A 16,005-nucleotide genomic window follows, 5' to 3' on the forward strand; every position below is an offset into this window, starting at 1 on the left:
CCGAGGTGCAGCCGGGATGAGATCCGCGTCGATCGCCGCAGGGGGTGCCCGGCCTCGTCGAGCACCCCGCTCCCCCACCGGGAGCCCCGGCTCACGGGGACGGGAGGCGCTCCAACTGGGCCGCCACGACGGCCCGGACCTCCGCGGTCGCCGACTCCACCGACCCGGAGACGGCGGTGACCGCCACGCTGAACGCCCCGCGCGCGCACCAGGCGAGGGCGGCCGGCGCAGCCACCCCCGCCGCCGGGGCGCCCTCCTCGAGTTGCAGCAGCCGGCAGCCCGGGGGCAGGTCCGGCGGGTCCTCGCGCAGCAGGCCGCCGTAGACCTCGGCCTCGTGGGCGGCCAGGTCCGCGGTGAACGCCGCGGCGCCGTCGGTCGTCTCGAACTGGTGGGCGGCGACGGTGGTCAGCGGCCCGGATCCCGAGCCCCAGTAGCGCTCCCAGCCGAATCGGTAGCCGTAGTCGTCGAGCACCTCGCGCTCACGGGCGGCGTCCTCGGCGTAGCCGGCGACGTCCTCGACCAGCTTCTCCCCGGCCGGCGGTGAGAGGGCGTCGTCGGGCACGCGCGGCAGTCCGGAGGGCACCGCGGGGACGACGAGGCCCTCGAGCTGCCGGGGCGTGTCCGGTGTCGCCGCGGCCGGTGCGGCGGAGGCGTCGCCGTCCGTCGAAGTGGCGCAGCCGGTCAGCAGGGCCAGCAGCAGCGCCAGCCCGCCGCGCCGGACGGCCGACACCGGGCTCACGCCCGGGTGCCGTCCAACGTCGGGTGGCCGGCGGCGGTCGGTGCGACGGCCAGGGCGACCTCGACCAGCCGGTCCACCAGCGCGGTGAAGTCGACGCCGGAGGCCGCCCACATCCGCGGGTACATCGAGATCGGCGTGAAGCCCGGCATGGTGTTCACCTCGTTGACCACGAGCCGCTCGGCGCCGTCGGGACCGGCGCCGAGGAAGAAGTCGACCCGCGCCAGGCCGCGGCAGTCCATCGCCAGGTACGCGCGGCAGGCCGCCTCCTGCACCGCCCGGGTCTGCTCGGGGGTGAGGTCGGCCGGGACGTCGAAGTCCGCGGCGTCGTCGAGGTACTTGGCGGCGAAGTCGTACCAGTCGGTGCCCGGGTGCAGCCGGATCTCCGCCGGGAGGCTGGCCTGCGGCAGCCCGCCGCCGGGCGTGGCCAGGACGCCGCACTCGATCTCCCGCCCCGGGACGGCGGCCTCGACGACCACCTTGGCGTCGACGGCGGCGGCGGTCGCGACGGCCTCGGGCAACTGCGCCCAGTCGGTGACCTTCGTGATCCCGATGCTGGAGCCGGCCCGCGAGGGCTTGACGAACACCGGCAGGCCCAGACGCTCCCGGGTGGGGTCGTCGAGCAGCGCGGGGTCGGGCGACAGCGCCCCGGAGGGGTCGCGCAGCACCACGTGGTCGCCCTGGGGCAGCCCGGCGGCGGTGAGGAGCTTCTTGGTGAACTCCTTGTCCATCGACGCCGCGCTGGCGAAGACGCCCGAGCCCACGTAGGGGATGCCGCTCATCTCCAGCAGCCCCTGGATGGTGCCGTCCTCGCCGTAGGCGCCGTGCAGCACGGGGAAGACGACGTCCACGCCGATCCGCTCCCCCGTGCCGTCCAGGCGCTGCAGGCCGCGCCCGCTCGGGTCGCCGACCAGCGTCACCGGGGTCCCGCCGGCGACCTCCGGCAGCTCGCCGTCGACGATCGCCAGCCGCTGCCCCGGGTCGGTCAGCACCCAGCCACCGTCGCGGGTGATGCCCACGGGGACGACGTCGTACCGGTCCGGGTCCAGCGCCGCGAGGACGGCCCCGGCGGAGACGCAGGAGATGGGGTGTTCCGCGCTGCGGCCGCCGAAGACCACCGCGATCCGCCGCTTGCCCGCCTGTCCGCTCATCGCGGCCGACCCTAGTGGAGGCCCTCCACGGCGCCCGGACGACGGGCAGGACGGACCTACCGCGTCCGGATGTGGGAACCTCGACCCGATGAACGCAGCCGGAACGGCGACGACCTCGCGCAGGCTGCGCCTGGCGGGGGCCGCCGTCCACCTCTACACCGCGATCGGCTCGGTGCTCGGGCTGCTCATCGTGCTGGCCGCGTTCGACGGCGACGCGGTGGCGGCCCTGTGGCTGGGCCTGGTGGCCCTCGTCGTCGACGGCACCGACGGGATGCTGGCCCGCCGGCTGCGGGTCAAGGAGACGATCCCCTGGTTCGACGGCGCCCGGCTCGACGACATCGTCGACTACCTCACCTACGCCTTCGCGCCGGTGGTGCTGCTGTGGACGACCGGGTCGCTGCCGGGCGGCGCCGCGGGGTGGGTCGTCGCCGCGCTGCCGCTGCTGGCCTCCTGCTACCAGTTCTGCCGGGTCGACGCGAAGACCGAGGACCACGCGTTCCTGGGCTTCCCGAGCTACTGGAACGTGGTCGCCTTCTACGCCATCGTCCTCGACCTGAGTCCGGCGGTCGTGGCCACGGTGCTCGTCGTGTGCTCGGTGCTGGTGTTCGTGCCGGTGCGCTACCTCTACCCGTCGCGGACGAAGGCGCTGCGCGGGTTGAGCCTGGCGCTGACGGCGGTTTGGCTGGTCGCCTACGCAGTCCTGCTGCTGCAGGTGCCCGACCCGCACCCGGTCGTGGTCGCGCTGTCGCTGGCCTACCTCGGGTACTACGTCGGGGTGAGCCTGTGGCTGACCGCCCGCGCGGCCCACCGGCGGCGGGGCGAGCTCGCCCCGGCCGCCTGAAAGCGGACCCCGATCTCCCCACCCCTCGCGGGCTCGGGGCGCCCGGGACGGGGCCGCTCCACGACGTCACCGGGTGCTACGGGCCCCCGAGGGCGGCGTCCAGCGCGGTGGCGAGGTCGGTGACCACGTCGGTGGTGTCCTCGATGCCGCAGGAGAACCGGACGAAGCCCGGCGGGACGTCGTCCCCGCCCCACTGGGCCCGCCGGTCCAGCGTGCTGTGCAGACCACCGAAGCTGGTGGCCGCCGCCCACAGCCGGCTGGCGGCGACCAGCCGCGCGACGGCGGCCTCGTCGGGCAGCACCGCCGAGACGACGCCCACCGGACGGGCCATCTGCCTCGAGGCCAGCGGGAACGAGGGGTCCTCCGGCCGCCAGGGCCACCGGACGCCGGTCACCCGGGGATGGGCGGCCAGCAGCTCGGCGACGGCGCGGGCGTTCTCCGCCTGGCGGGTCAGCCGCAGGTCGAGCGTGGCCATCGAGCGGTGGCCCAGCCAGGCCTCGAACGGCCCCGGGGTCGCGCCGGTGTGGTCCCGCCAGCTCTTCAGGCGCGCGTACACCGCGTCGTCGGTGGTGCTCACGTGCCCGAGCAGCAGGTCGCTGTGGCCCGTCAGCGCCTTGGTGTCCGCCCCGATGGTGAGGTCGGCACCGAGGGCCAGCGGACGCTGGCCCAGCGGCGTGGCGGTGGTGTTGTCGACGGCGAGCAGCGCGCCGGCGTCCCGGGTCGCCTCCGCCACCGCGGCGACGTCGCAGACGTCGAGCTGCGGGTTGCTCGGCGTCTCCAGCATCACCAGCCGGGCACCCCGGAGCTCCCCGCGGGCGGCGAGGCCCTCGATCGCCGGCGTCGGCACGTACTCCACCCGCAGGCCCAGCCGGTCGAGCTCGTCACGTCCCAGCAGCCGGGTCGTGTAGTAGCCGTCGGCGGGCAGGACCACCCGGTCCCCCGCGCTCGCGCAGGCCATGAGCGCGGCGGTGATCGCGGCCATGCCCGTCGCGAAGGAGAGGCACCGACCGCCGTCGAGCTCGCCCACCGCCGCCTCGAAGGCCCGGAGGGTGGGGTGCTCGGTGCGCGCGTACGCGTCCGCCCCGTCGGCGCGCGGTGGCCGGTCCCCGAGGTGGAACGGCGCGGCGAAGACCGGCGAGGGCCGCAGCGGCGCGCCCGGCACGGGCGCCTCCTCACCGGCACGGACCGAGCGGGTGCCGTCGCCCCACTCCTCCGGCAGCTCGCTCACGTGCGCTCCGCTCCAGCCGACCCGGTTCCTCGGGCTCGGCCCTCGATCGAGGCGCTCACTCGGGCTTCGCCTCCCTGGACATGATGTCCTTGACGATCTGCGTCACCGGGACGCCGTCGTGGCACACCCGGACGACGGCCTCGGTCAGCGGCATGTCGACCCCGTGCGCCCGCGCCAGGTCCAGCACGGGCTGGCAGCTCTTCACCCCCTCGGCGACCTGCCGGGTGGTCCGCTGCACCTCCTCCACCGACATGCCGCGCCCCAGCCGCTCGCCGAAGGTGCGGTTGCGCGACAGCGGGGAGCTGCAGGTGGCCACCAGGTCGCCCAGACCGGCCAGCCCGGCGAACGTGGCGGGCTCGGCGCCCAGGGCCGCGCCCAGCCGGGCGGTCTCGGCCAGCCCGCGGGTGATCAGCGAGGCGCGGGTGTTGTCGCCGAAGCCCATGCCCTCGGTGATGCCGCAGGCCAGCGCGATGACGTTCTTGACCGCGCCGCCGAGCTCGCAGCCCACCAGGTCCTGGTTGGTGTACGGGCGGAAGTAGGGGGTGTGGCAGGCGGCCTGCACCTGCGCCGCGCGGTCGTGGTCCTCGCAGGCCACCACGGTCGCGGCCGGCTGCTCCTCGGCGATCTCGCGGGCCAGGTTGGGGCCGGACAGCGCGGCGACCCGATCGGGCCCGGCGCCGGTGACCTCGCCGATCACCTGGCTCATCCGCTTGGTGGTGCCCAGCTCGACACCCTTCATCAGCGAGAGCAGCACCGCGTCGGAGGGCAGCAGCGGCGCCCACTCGGTGAGGTTGGCCCGCAGCGACTGGGAGGGGACGGCGAGCACCACGATCTCGGCGTCGGCGAGCGCCTCGGCGGCGTCGGCCGTGGCGCGCAGCCGGTCGGGCAGCCGGATGCCGGGCAGGTAGTCGGGGTTCTCCCGGGTCTCGCCGATCACGTGCGCCAGCTCGGGGCGGCGGGCGTGCAGCACCACCGAGCAGCCGGCGTCGGCGAGCACCTTGGCGAAGGTGGTCCCCCAGGAGCCGGCCCCCAGGACGGCGGCCCGCGTGCCGATGCTGCGGCTCACGCGGCGCTCCCGGGCAGGTCGCGCCGCGGGTGCGGGGTGGTCGAGGTGGGCACCGGCTCCCCGCGGAGCTCGGCCAGCTGGTCGCGCACGCAGGCCATCATCCGGTCGGTCACCTCGCGCAGCAGCTCCCCGGTCAGCGGCCGACCCGCGCGCACCTGCGCGCGCAGGTCGGTGAGGTCCACCGGCTCGCCGACCAGGTAGTCGGCGCGCGTGCGCAGCCGCGGGTGCAGCTGCTTGGTGTGGTAGTCGTGCAGCCGCTGCGGCCCCCACTGGGCCACCGGCAGGACGACGGCGTCGGTGGTCAGCGCCAGTCGCGCGACCCCGGTGCGGGCCTCCATGGGCCACCAGTCGGGGTCGCGGGTGACCGACCCCTCGGGGTAGATGACCACGACGTTGCCGGCGGCGAGGTCGGCCTCGGCGGCGGCCAGCGAGGTGCGCGCGTCGGCCCGGCCGCGGGCCACCGGGATCTGCCCGGCGGCGCGCAGGATCCGCCCGGCGAGCCCGGTGAAGACCGCGTCCTTGGCCAGGAAGTGCGGCACGCGGCCGCAGTCCCAGACCAGCCGGGCGCAGGCCAGCGGGTCGAGCACCGACACGTGGTTGGCCACGAGGAGGACCGGGCCGGTGCGGGGGAACCGCTCGGCGTGCCGGTAGCGCAGCCGGAACAGCAGCACCGTGACCGGGTAGACCACCGCGACGCAGAACGCCAGGGCAGGCGGCAGCGGCCGGCGGGTGCGCCACCGCGACGCCGGGGCTCCGGTGCGGCGCCATCCCCCGGTCCCCGGGGACCCGTCCTGCGTCACCGGCTCCTCCCTCCTGCCGCCCGGCCCTGGTCCGGCCGGCCACGTCCTGTGGGTCCATCGTGGCCCGGACCGGTCCGCGGGGTGCACCGGGGTCCGGCCCGGCCGGTCGGCGACCCCGCGCCGGTGTGCTCACATTGTCGCCGTGCGCGCGTGGTCGGTCGTGGTCCCGGCGAAGCGGCTGCCGCTGGCCAAGACCCGCCTCACGCCGCTGCCCGCGGGCCTGGACGGGCCGCCGGGGGCCGCGCACGACCGGCTGGTCCTGGCGCTGCTGGCCGACACCGTGGCGGCGGCCCTGGCCTCGCCCGCCGTCGCCGGCGTCCTCGTCGTCACCGACGACCCGGCGGCCGCCGGGACGGTGACCCGGCTGGGCGCCCGCACGGTGCCTGACGAGCCGGACCGGGGCCTCAACCCGGCGCTCGCCCACGGCGCCCGCGTCACCGGGGCCGCCGCGGTGGCCGCGCTCTCCTCGGACCTGCCGGCGCTGCGCCCGGAGGAGCTGACCGCCGCCCTCGCCGCGGCGGAGGTCGCGGCGCGCTGCTTCGTCGCCGACGCGCAGGGCACCGGGACGACCCTGCTCACCGCCGTGGGCACCGCCCTCTCCCCCGCCTTCGGGACCGGGTCGGCGCAGCGGCACGCGGCCGGTGGCGCCGTCCCGCTGACCGGTCGCTGGCCGGGCCTGCAGCGGGACGTCGACACACCCGACGACCTCGAGGCCGCCCGGGCGCTGGGCGTCGGCCCGCACACCGCGGCGCTGCTGGGCGGAGCCGCCCGGCCGCCCGGCTGACCCGTTGCCGGCGAGCCACCGGCAACCGGACTGCGGCACGATGAGCCCGTGCCCTCGACCCGACCCGGCGCCCACGCCGACCGGTACATCAACCGCGAGCTGTCGTGGTTGGACTTCAACGCCCGCGTGCTGGAGCTGGCGGAGGACGACTCCCTGCCCCTGCTGGAGCGGGTGAAGTTCCTGGCGATCTTCGCCGGCAACCTCGACGAGTTCTACATGGTCCGCATCGCCGGCCTGAAGCGCCGGCAGAGCACCGGTCTGACGGTGCGCTCCCCCGACGGGCTGACCATCCGCGAGCAGCTGGCGCGGGTCACCGAGCGGACGCGCGACCTGGTGCACCGGCACGCCGACGTCTTCACCAAGGACATCTCCCCGCGCCTGGAGGAGGCCGGGATCCGGATCGTGCACTGGGGTGAGCTGGCCGAGCACGAGGCCAAGCGGCTGCGGGAGTACTTCCGCGACCAGGTGTTCCCGGTGCTGACCCCGCTGGCGGTCGACCCGGCGCACCCCTTCCCCTACATCAGCGGGCTGTCGCTGAACCTCGCCGTCCAGGTGCGCGACCCCGACACCGGCGCGCCGCGCTTCGCCCGGCTCAAGGTGCCCAACAACGTGCCCCGGTTCGTGCGGGTCGCCAGCTCCGACCGGGACGCCACCTTCCTGCCGCTCGAGGACCTCATCGCCGCGCACCTGCAGCAGCTGTTCCCGGGCCTCGACGTCATCGACCACCACCTGTTCCGGGTGACCCGCAACGCCGACCTGGAGGTCGAGGAGGACCGCGACGAGGACCTGCTGCAGGCCCTGGAGCGCGAGCTGGCCCGCCGCCGCTTCGGCCCGGCGGTGCGGCTGGAGGTCGCCGAGCCGATGGACCCGCGGATCCTCGACGTGCTCATGAGCGAGCTGGAGGTGGACGGCTCCGACGTCGTCCACGTGCCCGGCCTGCTCGACCTCGCCGCGCTGTGGGAGCTCTACGGCCTCGACCGGCCGGAGCTCAAGGACGAGCCGTTCGTGCCGGCCACCCACCCGCGGCTGTCGGAGGGCGAGACGCCCAAGAGCGTGTTCGCGACGCTGCGGGAGGGCGACGTGCTCGTCCACCACCCGTACCACTCGTTCGCGACCAGCGTGCAGCGCTTCATCGAGCAGGCGGCCGCCGACCCGAACGTGCTGGCGATCAAGCAGACGCTGTACCGCACCTCGGGTGACTCCCCGATCGTCAACGCGCTCATCGACGCCGCCGAGGCGGGCAAGCAGGTCGTCGTCCTGGTGGAGGTCAAGGCGCGCTTCGACGAGGAGGCCAACATCAGCTGGGCCCGCTCGCTGGAGCGGGCCGGCTGCCACGTCGTCTACGGGCTGGTGGGGCTGAAGACCCACTGCAAGACGGCGCTGGTGGTGCGCCGGGAGAGCGGCGTGATCCGCCGCTACTGCCACATCGGCACGGGCAACTACAACCCGAAGACCGCGCGGCTCTACGAGGACCTCGGCATCCTCACCGCCGACCCCCGGGTGGGCGCCGACCTCACCGACCTGTTCAACACCCTCACCGGCTACTCGCGGCAGACCACCTACCGCCGGCTGATGGTCGCCCCGCACGGCATCCGTCCCGGGCTGTTGGAGAAGATCCGGCGGGAGGCCCGCCACGCCCGCGAGGGCCGGCCGTCGGGCATCCGCATCAAGGTGAACTCGCTGGTCGACGAGGAGGTCATCGACGCCCTCTACGACGCGTCGTCGGCCGGCGTCCCGGTGGAGCTGCTCATCCGCGGCATCTGCTCGCTGCGGCCCGGCGTCCCCGGGTTGTCGGAGAACGTGCGGGTGCGCTCGATCGTGGGCCGGTTCCTCGAGCACTCGCGGGCGATGTGGTTCGCCGGCGGCGGGGACGACGAGTGGTGGATCGGCAGCTCCGACCTCATGCACCGCAACCTCGACCGCCGCGTCGAGGTGCTGCTGCGGGTGTGCGACGAGACCGCCGAGCGGGAGCTGCAGGAGACGTTCGACGCGGCGATGGCCGAGGGCGTGCGCTGCTGGGAGCTGGGCAGCGACGGCACCTGGACCCGGACCGGCGAGTGCGACTACCAGGGCGCGCTGATGGCGGCGGCGGTGGACCATGCCGGCTGAGACCGGCGGTCTGGTCCGCGCCGCCGGTGGCGCCCTGTGGCGCCCCGCGGACGGCGGCGGCCTGGAGACCGCGCTGGTGCACCGGCCCAAGTACGACGACTGGTCGCTGCCCAAGGGCAAGCCCGACGAGGGCGAGCACCTGCTGGAGACCGCGGTGCGCGAGGTGGCCGAGGAGACCGGGCTGGACGTCGTCGTCGGACGGCGCAGCGTGCGCACCGAGTACGAGGTGCCGGAGGGTCCCAAGCGGGTCGACTACTGGCTGATGCGGGTGGTCGGCGGCGAGTTCGAGCCCAACGCCGAGGTCGACGAGCTGCGCTGGCTGCCGGTCGAGGAGGCCTGCGCACTGGTCAGCCACGCCCACGACCGCGCCGTGCTGGCCGACCTGGCGCGCACCGACGTCCCCCGGCAGCCCTCGCTGCTGCTGGTCCGGCACGCCAAGGCCGGCAGCAAGTCCGACTGGGACGGCCCCGACGAGCTGCGCCCGCTGGACGGCAAGGGCCGCCGGCAGGCGGCGCGGCTGGCGCGGGTGCTCCCGCTGTTCGCCCCCGTGGAGCTGCTCACCGCCGAGCGGGTCCGCTGCCGGCAGACCCTCGAGCCGCTGGCCGCCCGGCTGGGCCTGGGCATCGGCTCCCTGCCCCAGCTCGGTGAGGAGGAGTACGCCGCCGATCCGCAGGCCGCCCTCACCGCGGTCGAGCGGCTGCTCGGCCCGCGTGAGGAGCCGGGGGTGGCCGTCGTCTGCAGCCAGGGCGGGGCCATCCCGTCGGTGCTGGCGGCGCTCGGCGTCCGCTTCGCCGGCGTTCCCGGCGCGCTGCACCCGCCCGCGGCGAAGGGCAGCACGTGGGTGCTGGGCGGGCGACCGGGCGCGCTGTCGGCCGACTACTACCGGGACTTCTCGGCCGACGCCGCCGAGGACCCGGCCTTCACCGGCCTGCGCTGACGGCGCGGACGCGGGTGGAACAGCGCGAGGGTGGTCAGCCGTGGACGGCCACCCGAGCGGCCCCGTCCTCAGGCCGGGAGGGCGGGCAGCGCCTTGGGCAGCCAGGCCGGACGGCGGGCCTCGAAGGCCTCGATGTCGGCCAGGTGCCGCTCGGTGAGCCCGACGTCGTCGAGGCCCTCCAGCAGCCGCCAGCGGGTGTACTCGTCGACCTCGAACGGCACGCTGTGGCCGCCGTAGGAGACGCGCCGCTCCTGCAGGTCGACGGTCACCGGCGTGCTGGGGTCGGCCTCCACCGCCGCCCACAGCGCCTCGACCTCGGCCTGCGGCAGGACGACGGTGAGCAGCCCGGACTTGGTCGAGTTGTTCTTGAAGATGTCGGCGAACCGCGAGCTGATGACCACGCGGAACCCGCCGTCGAGCAGCGCCCAGCAGGCGTGCTCGCGCGAGGAGCCGGTGCCGAAGTCGGGGCCGGCCACGAGGACCGACGCGTCGGCGTACTGCGGCTGGTTGAGCACGAAGTCCGGCTCGTTCCTGCGCCAGGCGACGAACAGGCCGTCCTCGAACCCGGTGCGGGTGATCCGCTTCAGGTACTCGGCCGGGATGATCTGGTCGGTGTCGACGGCGCTGCGGCGCAGCGGGGCCGCGGTGCCGGTGTGCGTGGTGAAGGCGTCCATGGCTCTCAGGGCTCCAGTGCGGGTCAGGCGGTGGCCGGGACGGGGGCGTCGGCCAGGTCGGCGGGGGCGGTCAGCTTCCCGGTCAGCGCGGTGGCCGCAGCGACCGACGGGGACACCAGGTGGGTGCGCCCGCCCTTGCCCTGCCGGCCCTGGAAGTTGCGGTTGCTGGTCGAGGCCGACCGCTCCCCGGGCTCGAGCTGGTCGGGGTTCATGCCCAGGCACATCGAGCACCCCGCGCCCCGCCACTCGGCGCCGGCTTCGGTGAACACCCGGTCCAGGCCCTCGGCCTCCGCCTGCAGCTTGACCCCGACCGACCCGGGGACGACGAGCATCCGGGTGTCCGGGTCGATGTGCTTGCCGCGCAGCAGCTCGGCGGCGATGCGCAGGTCCTCGATGCGGCCGTTGGTGCAGGAGCCGAGGAAGACGGTGTCGACCTCGATCTCGCGCAGCGGCGTGCCGGGCGTCAGCCCCATGTAGGCCAGCGCCTGCTCGGCGGCGCGGCGCTCGCCCTCGTCGGCGATCGCCGCGGGGTCCGGGACCGACTCCGCGATCGGCAGGCCCTGGCCGGGGTTGGTGCCCCAGGTGACGTACGGCGTGAGCTCGGCGGCGTCGAGGACGACCTCGGTGTCGAAGACCGCGCCCTCGTCGGTGCGCAGCGTCTCCCAGTACTCGACGGCGGCGTCCCAGTCGGCGCCCTGCGGGGCGTGCGGGCGGCCCCGCAGGAAGTCGAAGGTGGTCCGGTCCGGGGCGATCAGCCCGGCGCGGGCACCGGCCTCGATCGACATGTTGCAGACCGTCATCCGGGCCTCCATCGAGAGGGCCTCGATGGCGCTGCCGCGGTACTCGATGACGTGGCCCGCGGCGCCGTTGGTGCCGATCTTCGCGATGACGGCCAGGATGACGTCCTTCGAGGACACCCCCTCGGGCAGCACGCCGTTGACGGTCACGGCCATCTGCTTGGGCCGGTACTGCGGCAGGGTCTGCGTGGCCAGCACGTGCTCGACCTCGCTGGTGCCGATGCCGAACGCCAGCGCACCGAACGCGCCGTGCGTGGAGGTGTGGCTGTCGCCGCAGACGATCGTCATGCCCGGCTGGGTCAGCCCCAGCTGCGGTCCGATGACGTGCACGATGCCCTGGTCGCGGTCGCCCATCGGGGCCAGGCGGATGCCGAACTCGGCGGCGTTCTTCCGCAGCGCCTCGACCTGCGCGCGGCTGACCGGGTCGGCGATGGGCTTGAGGATGTCCAGCGTCGGGACGTTGTGGTCCTCGGTCGCCATCGTCAGCTCGGGGTGGCGCACCGTGCGGCCGGCGGCGCGGAGGCCGTCGAACGCCTGCGGGCTGGTCACCTCGTGCACCAGGTGCAGGTCGATGTAGAGCAGGTCCGGCTCGCCCGCGGCGCTGCGCACGACGTGGGCGTCGTAGACCTTCTCCGCCAGGGTCTTCGGCACGGCTGGTCCCTCCGGGGTCGGGGCTCGCTCCGGGGCGGACGACCGGGCTGGTCATCTCACGCTGTGGGATGCGAGTATTGCTGTGTGGGACAGCCTAACCCCGTCGCCGTCTTGGACAAAGCGGTGGCCATCCTCCGCGCCGTGGCCGCCGAGCCCGCGACCCTCGCCGAGCTCGTCGAGCGCACCGGGCTGCCCCGGGCGACCGCGCACCGGCTGGCCGTGGCCCTCGAGGGGCACCGCCTGGTCCGGCGCACGCCGGCCGGCGCGTGGGCGCCCGGCCCGGCGCTGGCCGAGCTCGGCCGCGGGGTGGCCGACCTCGCCGAGCTGGCCGGCCGGCACCTGGTCGCGCTGCGGGACGCCAGCGGGGAGAGCGCCCAGTTCTACGTCCGGGACGGCGCCAGCCGGGTCTGCGTGGCCGCCGCCGAGCGGGCGCACGGGCTGCGCGACACCGTGCCGGTGGGGGCGCGGCTGCCGATGACGGCGGGCTCGGCCGCGCACGCGCTGCTCGCCTTCGCCCCCGCCGACGAGGTCACCCCGCTGCTGCCCAGCGCGAGCTTCACCGCCCGCACGCTGCTCGACGTCCGCCGCCGGGGCTGGGCGCACAGCATCGCCGAGCGCGAGCCCGGGGTCGCATCGCTGTCGGCCCCGGTGCGCGACGCCGCGGGCGGGGTCCTGGGCGCCGTCTCCATCTCCGGGCCGGTCGAGCGACTGGGCCGCCGTCCCGCCCCGGAGGTGGTCGGCGCGGTGCTCGAGGCCGCCGGCGCCATCTCGCGCGCCGCCCGCTGAGCGAGGCCCCGCCACCCGCCCGCTCCCCTCCTGCAGCGTCGATCACGGGGGCATTGCAGGGCCTCGCGGCGTGTCCGCGCGTGCCGCCTGCCGGAAGCCCGTGATCAACTCGGTGGGGGGACGGCGCGGGCCATCCCCGCAGGTGGCGGCCGGAGCCCGCTGCGCAGCCGCCTGACCGTCCGGGCAGTTCCCCTCCGCGGTCCCCCGGTCGAGACTGGGGCCATGACCGCCACCGAGCCCACCCACCGCGGCCGCGCCCGGATCGCCGAGCCCGGGGAGGGCATCGGCCTCGACGAGCTGGCCCTGGCCACCCGCAACCACGGGATGCCGCTGGAGGCGCTGCGCTACGACGTCACGCCGCCGGGGCTGCACTACGTGCTCACCCACTACGACATCCCCGCCGTCGACCCGGCCACCTGGTCGCTCGAGGTCGGCGGCGCCGTCGGCCGCCCGCTGCGGCTGACGCTGGAGGACCTGCAGCGCCGTCCCGCCGTCACCTCCCGGGTGCTGCTCGAGTGCGCCGGCAACGGCCGCGCCCGGTTCGAGCCGCGGCCGGTGAGCCAGCCGTGGCTGCTGGAGGCCGTCGGCACCGCCGAGTGGACCGGCACGCCGCTGGCCCCGCTGCTCGAGGAGGCCGGGATCGCCGACGGGGCGGTCGACGTCGTCTTCACCGGTGCCGACCACGGGGTGGAGCGCGGCGTCGAGCAGGACTACGCGCGCGGCCTGCCGCTGGCCGAGGCGATGCGCCCGGAGGTGCTGCTGGTCTGGGGGATGAACGGGGTGCCGCTGCCGCCCCAGCACGGCGCTCCGCTGCGGCTGCTGGTGCCCGGCTGGTACGGCATGGCGCACGTGAAGTGGCTGACCCGGGTCGAGGTCCTCGACCGGCCCTTCGACGGCTTCCAGAACGCCACGGCCTACCGGCTCAAGGTGGACGCCGGCGACCCCGGCGAGCCGGTCACCCGGATCGCGCCCCGCGCCCTGCTCAACCCGCCCGGCTGGCCGGACTTCATGACCCGCGAGCGCTTCCTGCGCCCCGGCCCGGTTCCGCTGACCGGGCGGGCGTGGTCGGGGCGGGCCCCGGTCACCGGCGTCGACGTCAGCACGGACGGCGGGGCCACCTGGTCGGCCGCCGAACTCGCCCCGGCCGACCCGGCGCACCCCTTCGCGTGGCGGGCCTGGCAGTACCCGTGGACGGCGGAGCCGGGCACCTGGGAGCTGCTCGTCCGGGCGACCGACGCCATGGGGAGCCAGCCCACCGAGCAGGTCTGGAACCGGCAGGGCATGGCCAACAACCTGGTGCAGCGCGTGCCGGTGACGGTCCTCGGGTGACCGGGTCCGCTCGTGCCGTTCTGGAACGGCCACCCTTCAGGGACCCGCGCCGAGCTTGCGAGGCGTGGGGGGAAGGGTGGTCCTTCCTCAGTGCCCGACGGGCCGGTCCTCGTCCCCGGCGACGTCGGCGCCCGGGTCGACCACCACGGGGCGCAGCCGCGACCACAGGGCGAACGCCGCGGCGAAGACCAGCATGGCGATGCCGACCCACAGGTTGGCGTTGAAGTCGCCGGTCTTGGCCCGGTCGTCCGGTGAGTCGCTGAACAGCCCCATGAGGACCAGCACGACGCCGTAGAAGCCGATGAGGCCGGCGATGACGTTGCGGACGTCGAAGGCCCCCGCCCGGTGCGCCCGGGGCTGCTGTCCGGTGTTGCTCACGTGCGGCTCCTCTGCGGTGCGGCGGTCATCGGAAGATGACGTTGAGGATGATCACCAAGACCAGGGAGATCCCGGCCAGCTTGGTCGGCGACTGGTACCAGGGCAGCCGGTGCGCGTCGGGGTCGGTGCGCTGCTCGCGCGGCGTCTCGGAGTAGACCAGTCCGGCGAGCTCGGCCACCGGCTTCGGGCGGGTCACCAGGGAGACCGCGACGCTGACGACGATGTCGACGACGAACGCGGCGCTCGCCGCGACGAAGCTCGCGCCCTGACCGCTGAGCGGGATCACGCCCAGCGACGCCGTGCCGAACGCGTCCTCGCTGAGGAAGGCGACGAGGACGGCGGCGAGCGTGCCGGACACCAGGCCGGCCCACCCCGCGGTCGGCGTCATCCGCTTCCAGAACATGCCGAGGATGAACGTGGCGAACAGCGGCGCGTTGAAGAAGCCGAACAGCGTCTGCAGGTAGTCCATCAGGTTGCTGTAGCCGGAGGCGATCAGGGCCGTCCCGATGGCGACGACCGTCGCGCCGACCGTGGCCCAGCGGCCGACCTGCAGGTAGTAGCGGTCCGGCTCGTCCTTCTTCACGTACGTCTGCCACAGGTCGTAGCTGAAGACCGTGTTGAAGGCCGAGATGTTGGCGGCCATGCCGGCCATGAACGCGGCCAGCATGCCGGCGATGGCGACACCGAGCAGGCCGTTGGGCAGCACGTCGCGGATCAGCGCGAGCATCGCGTCGTTGTACTGGAGCTCGCTGCTCTGCCCGGCCTTGAGCTGCTGGATCTCCGGCACCAGGACGCCGGCGATGATGCCCGGGATCACCACGATGAACGGCACGAACATCTTCGGGAACGAGCCGATGATCGGCGTGCTCCGGGCCGCGGACATCGACTTGGTCGCCATCGCGCGCTGGACCTCGACGAAGTTCGTCGTCCAGTAGCCGAACGAGAGCACGAAGCCCAGGCCGAACACGATCCCGATGACCGACCACACCGGGCTCTCGAAGGTGGACAGCTCGGTGCCGGGCCAGGACCGCAACTGCTCCGCGTCGCCGGCCTCGGTGACCCGGTCGACGAGACCGCCGATCCCGCCGACCCGGTGCAGGCCGATCAGGGTGAGCGGCAGCAGCGCCGCGACGATGACGAAGAACTGCAGGACCTCGTTGTAGATGGCCGCCGACAGCCCGCCGAGGGTGATGTAGCTGAGGACGACGGCCGCGGCGACGATCAGCGAGACCCACAGCGGCCAGCCCAGCAGCGACTCGACGATGGTCGCCAGCAGGAACAGGTTGATGCCGGCGATGAGGATCTGGGCCAGCGCGAACGACAGCGCGTTGACCAGGTGGGCACCGGTGCCGAACCGGCGCCGCATGAACTCCGGGACGCTGCGCACCTTCGACCCGTAGTAGAAGGGCATCATCACCACGCCCAGGAACAGCATGGCAGGGACCGCGCCGACCCAGAAGTAGTGCATGGTCGGCATGCCGAACTGCGCGCCGTTGGCGGACATGCCGATGATCTCGACCGCACCGAGGTTGGCCGAGATGAAGGCCAGCCCGGTCACCCACGCGGGCAGCGACCGGCCCGACAGGAAGAAGTCGAGGCTGTCGGAGACCCGCCGGCGCGCGGCCAGACCGATCATGAGCACGACCGCGAAGTAGACGACGACCAGCAGGTAGTCGACGAACGAGGCGTCGAGGCGGAGCGCATCCACGGGTCGGGACCTCCTGTGGGGGCGTGTGGG

General features: G+C 74.7%; 15 protein-coding genes. 6 read left to right on the plus strand and 9 right to left on the minus strand.

What is annotated here, in order from left to right; translation table 11 throughout:
- Window positions 1-91: 91 nt before the first annotated feature.
- Together BLS21_RS00510 and BLS21_RS00515 are read right to left on the minus strand one after the other, a co-directional pair.
- A complete protein-coding gene (locus tag BLS21_RS00510) occupies window positions 92-739 on the minus strand; it encodes a hypothetical protein (RefSeq protein ID WP_091212474.1) in 648 nt (215 codons plus the stop codon).
- Complete coding sequence (locus BLS21_RS00515; protein ID WP_091212477.1) at window positions 736-1,887, minus strand: D-alanine--D-alanine ligase family protein; 1,152 nt, start codon at window positions 1,885-1,887, stop codon at window positions 736-738. Before BLS21_RS00515 ends, BLS21_RS00510 begins: the two co-directional genes overlap by 4 nt.
- An 88-nt stretch (window positions 1,888-1,975) precedes the next feature.
- Here BLS21_RS00515 and BLS21_RS00520 point away from each other — a divergent pair, with 88 nt between their 5' ends.
- Complete coding sequence (locus BLS21_RS00520; protein ID WP_091212479.1) at window positions 1,976-2,728, plus strand: CDP-alcohol phosphatidyltransferase family protein; 753 nt, start codon at window positions 1,976-1,978, stop codon at window positions 2,726-2,728.
- Between the two features lie 76 nt (window positions 2,729-2,804).
- Here BLS21_RS00520 and BLS21_RS00525 read toward each other — a convergent pair whose 3' ends face one another.
- The 3 genes from BLS21_RS00525 to BLS21_RS00535 are packed head-to-tail and all read right to left on the minus strand — an operon-like array spanning window position 2,805 to window position 5,822.
- Window positions 2,805-3,956 carry a cystathionine gamma-lyase gene (locus BLS21_RS00525; protein WP_091212483.1) on the minus strand — a complete coding sequence of 384 codons (1,152 nt, stop codon included), beginning with the start codon at window positions 3,954-3,956 and terminating at the stop codon, window positions 2,805-2,807.
- 55 nt (window positions 3,957-4,011) lie between these two features.
- Complete coding sequence (locus BLS21_RS00530) at window positions 4,012-5,022, minus strand: NAD(P)H-dependent glycerol-3-phosphate dehydrogenase (RefSeq protein WP_175479347.1); 1,011 nt, start codon at window positions 5,020-5,022, stop codon at window positions 4,012-4,014.
- Window positions 5,019-5,822, minus strand: coding sequence for a lysophospholipid acyltransferase family protein (locus BLS21_RS00535; protein ID WP_091212485.1), 804 nt, complete (start codon window positions 5,820-5,822; stop codon window positions 5,019-5,021). The genes BLS21_RS00530 and BLS21_RS00535 overlap by 4 nt, the downstream gene beginning before the upstream one ends.
- A 142-nt stretch (window positions 5,823-5,964) precedes the next feature.
- Here BLS21_RS00535 and cofC point away from each other — a divergent pair, with 142 nt between their 5' ends.
- Genes cofC through BLS21_RS00550 form a run of 3 tightly spaced genes read left to right on the plus strand, consistent with a single transcriptional unit; the run spans window position 5,965 to window position 9,652 of the window.
- A complete protein-coding gene (gene cofC / locus BLS21_RS00540; protein WP_245699870.1) occupies window positions 5,965-6,606 on the plus strand; it encodes a 2-phospho-L-lactate guanylyltransferase in 642 nt (213 codons plus the stop codon).
- A 48-nt stretch (window positions 6,607-6,654) separates the two neighbouring features.
- Window positions 6,655-8,715 carry an RNA degradosome polyphosphate kinase gene (locus BLS21_RS00545; protein WP_091212488.1) on the plus strand — a complete coding sequence of 687 codons (2,061 nt, stop codon included), beginning with the start codon at window positions 6,655-6,657 and terminating at the stop codon, window positions 8,713-8,715.
- On the plus strand, window positions 8,705-9,652 hold the full coding sequence (locus BLS21_RS00550) for an NUDIX hydrolase (protein ID WP_091212490.1): 948 nt from the start codon (window positions 8,705-8,707) through the stop codon (window positions 9,650-9,652). The genes BLS21_RS00545 and BLS21_RS00550 overlap by 11 nt, the downstream gene beginning before the upstream one ends.
- Before the next feature lie 68 nt (window positions 9,653-9,720).
- On the opposite strand, the gene leuD is transcribed toward BLS21_RS00550, so the two are convergent.
- Window positions 9,721-10,326, minus strand: coding sequence for a 3-isopropylmalate dehydratase small subunit (leuD, locus tag BLS21_RS00555; protein ID WP_091212493.1), 606 nt, complete (start codon window positions 10,324-10,326; stop codon window positions 9,721-9,723).
- Between the two features lie 23 nt (window positions 10,327-10,349).
- Window positions 10,350-11,774 carry a 3-isopropylmalate dehydratase large subunit gene (leuC, locus tag BLS21_RS00560; RefSeq protein WP_091212496.1) on the minus strand — a complete coding sequence of 475 codons (1,425 nt, stop codon included), beginning with the start codon at window positions 11,772-11,774 and terminating at the stop codon, window positions 10,350-10,352.
- Window positions 11,775-11,858: 84 nt separating this feature from the next.
- On the opposite strand from leuC, the gene BLS21_RS00565 reads away from it, so the two are divergent.
- Both BLS21_RS00565 and BLS21_RS00570 read left to right on the plus strand, forming a co-directional pair.
- Window positions 11,859-12,560, plus strand: a complete 702-nt coding sequence (locus tag BLS21_RS00565) for an IclR family transcriptional regulator (RefSeq protein ID WP_091212499.1) — start codon at window positions 11,859-11,861, stop codon at window positions 12,558-12,560.
- 222 nt (window positions 12,561-12,782) lie between these two features.
- Window positions 12,783-13,889 carry a sulfite oxidase gene (locus BLS21_RS00570; RefSeq protein ID WP_091212502.1) on the plus strand — a complete coding sequence of 369 codons (1,107 nt, stop codon included), beginning with the start codon at window positions 12,783-12,785 and terminating at the stop codon, window positions 13,887-13,889.
- Between the two features lie 87 nt (window positions 13,890-13,976).
- Here BLS21_RS00570 and BLS21_RS00575 read toward each other — a convergent pair whose 3' ends face one another.
- Complete coding sequence (locus BLS21_RS00575) at window positions 13,977-14,267, minus strand: hypothetical protein (RefSeq protein WP_091212505.1); 291 nt, start codon at window positions 14,265-14,267, stop codon at window positions 13,977-13,979.
- A gap of 25 nt (window positions 14,268-14,292) precedes the next feature.
- Window positions 14,293-15,975: a sodium:solute symporter family protein gene (locus BLS21_RS00580; RefSeq protein WP_091212509.1), complete on the minus strand. Its 1,683-nt coding sequence runs from the start codon at window positions 15,973-15,975 to the stop codon at window positions 14,293-14,295.
- Window positions 15,976-16,005 lie beyond the last annotated feature (30 nt).

Origin of the sequence: Geodermatophilus siccatus, assembly GCF_900103785.1 — a bacterium.
Classification (GTDB): domain Bacteria; phylum Actinomycetota; class Actinomycetes; order Mycobacteriales; family Geodermatophilaceae; genus Geodermatophilus; species Geodermatophilus siccatus.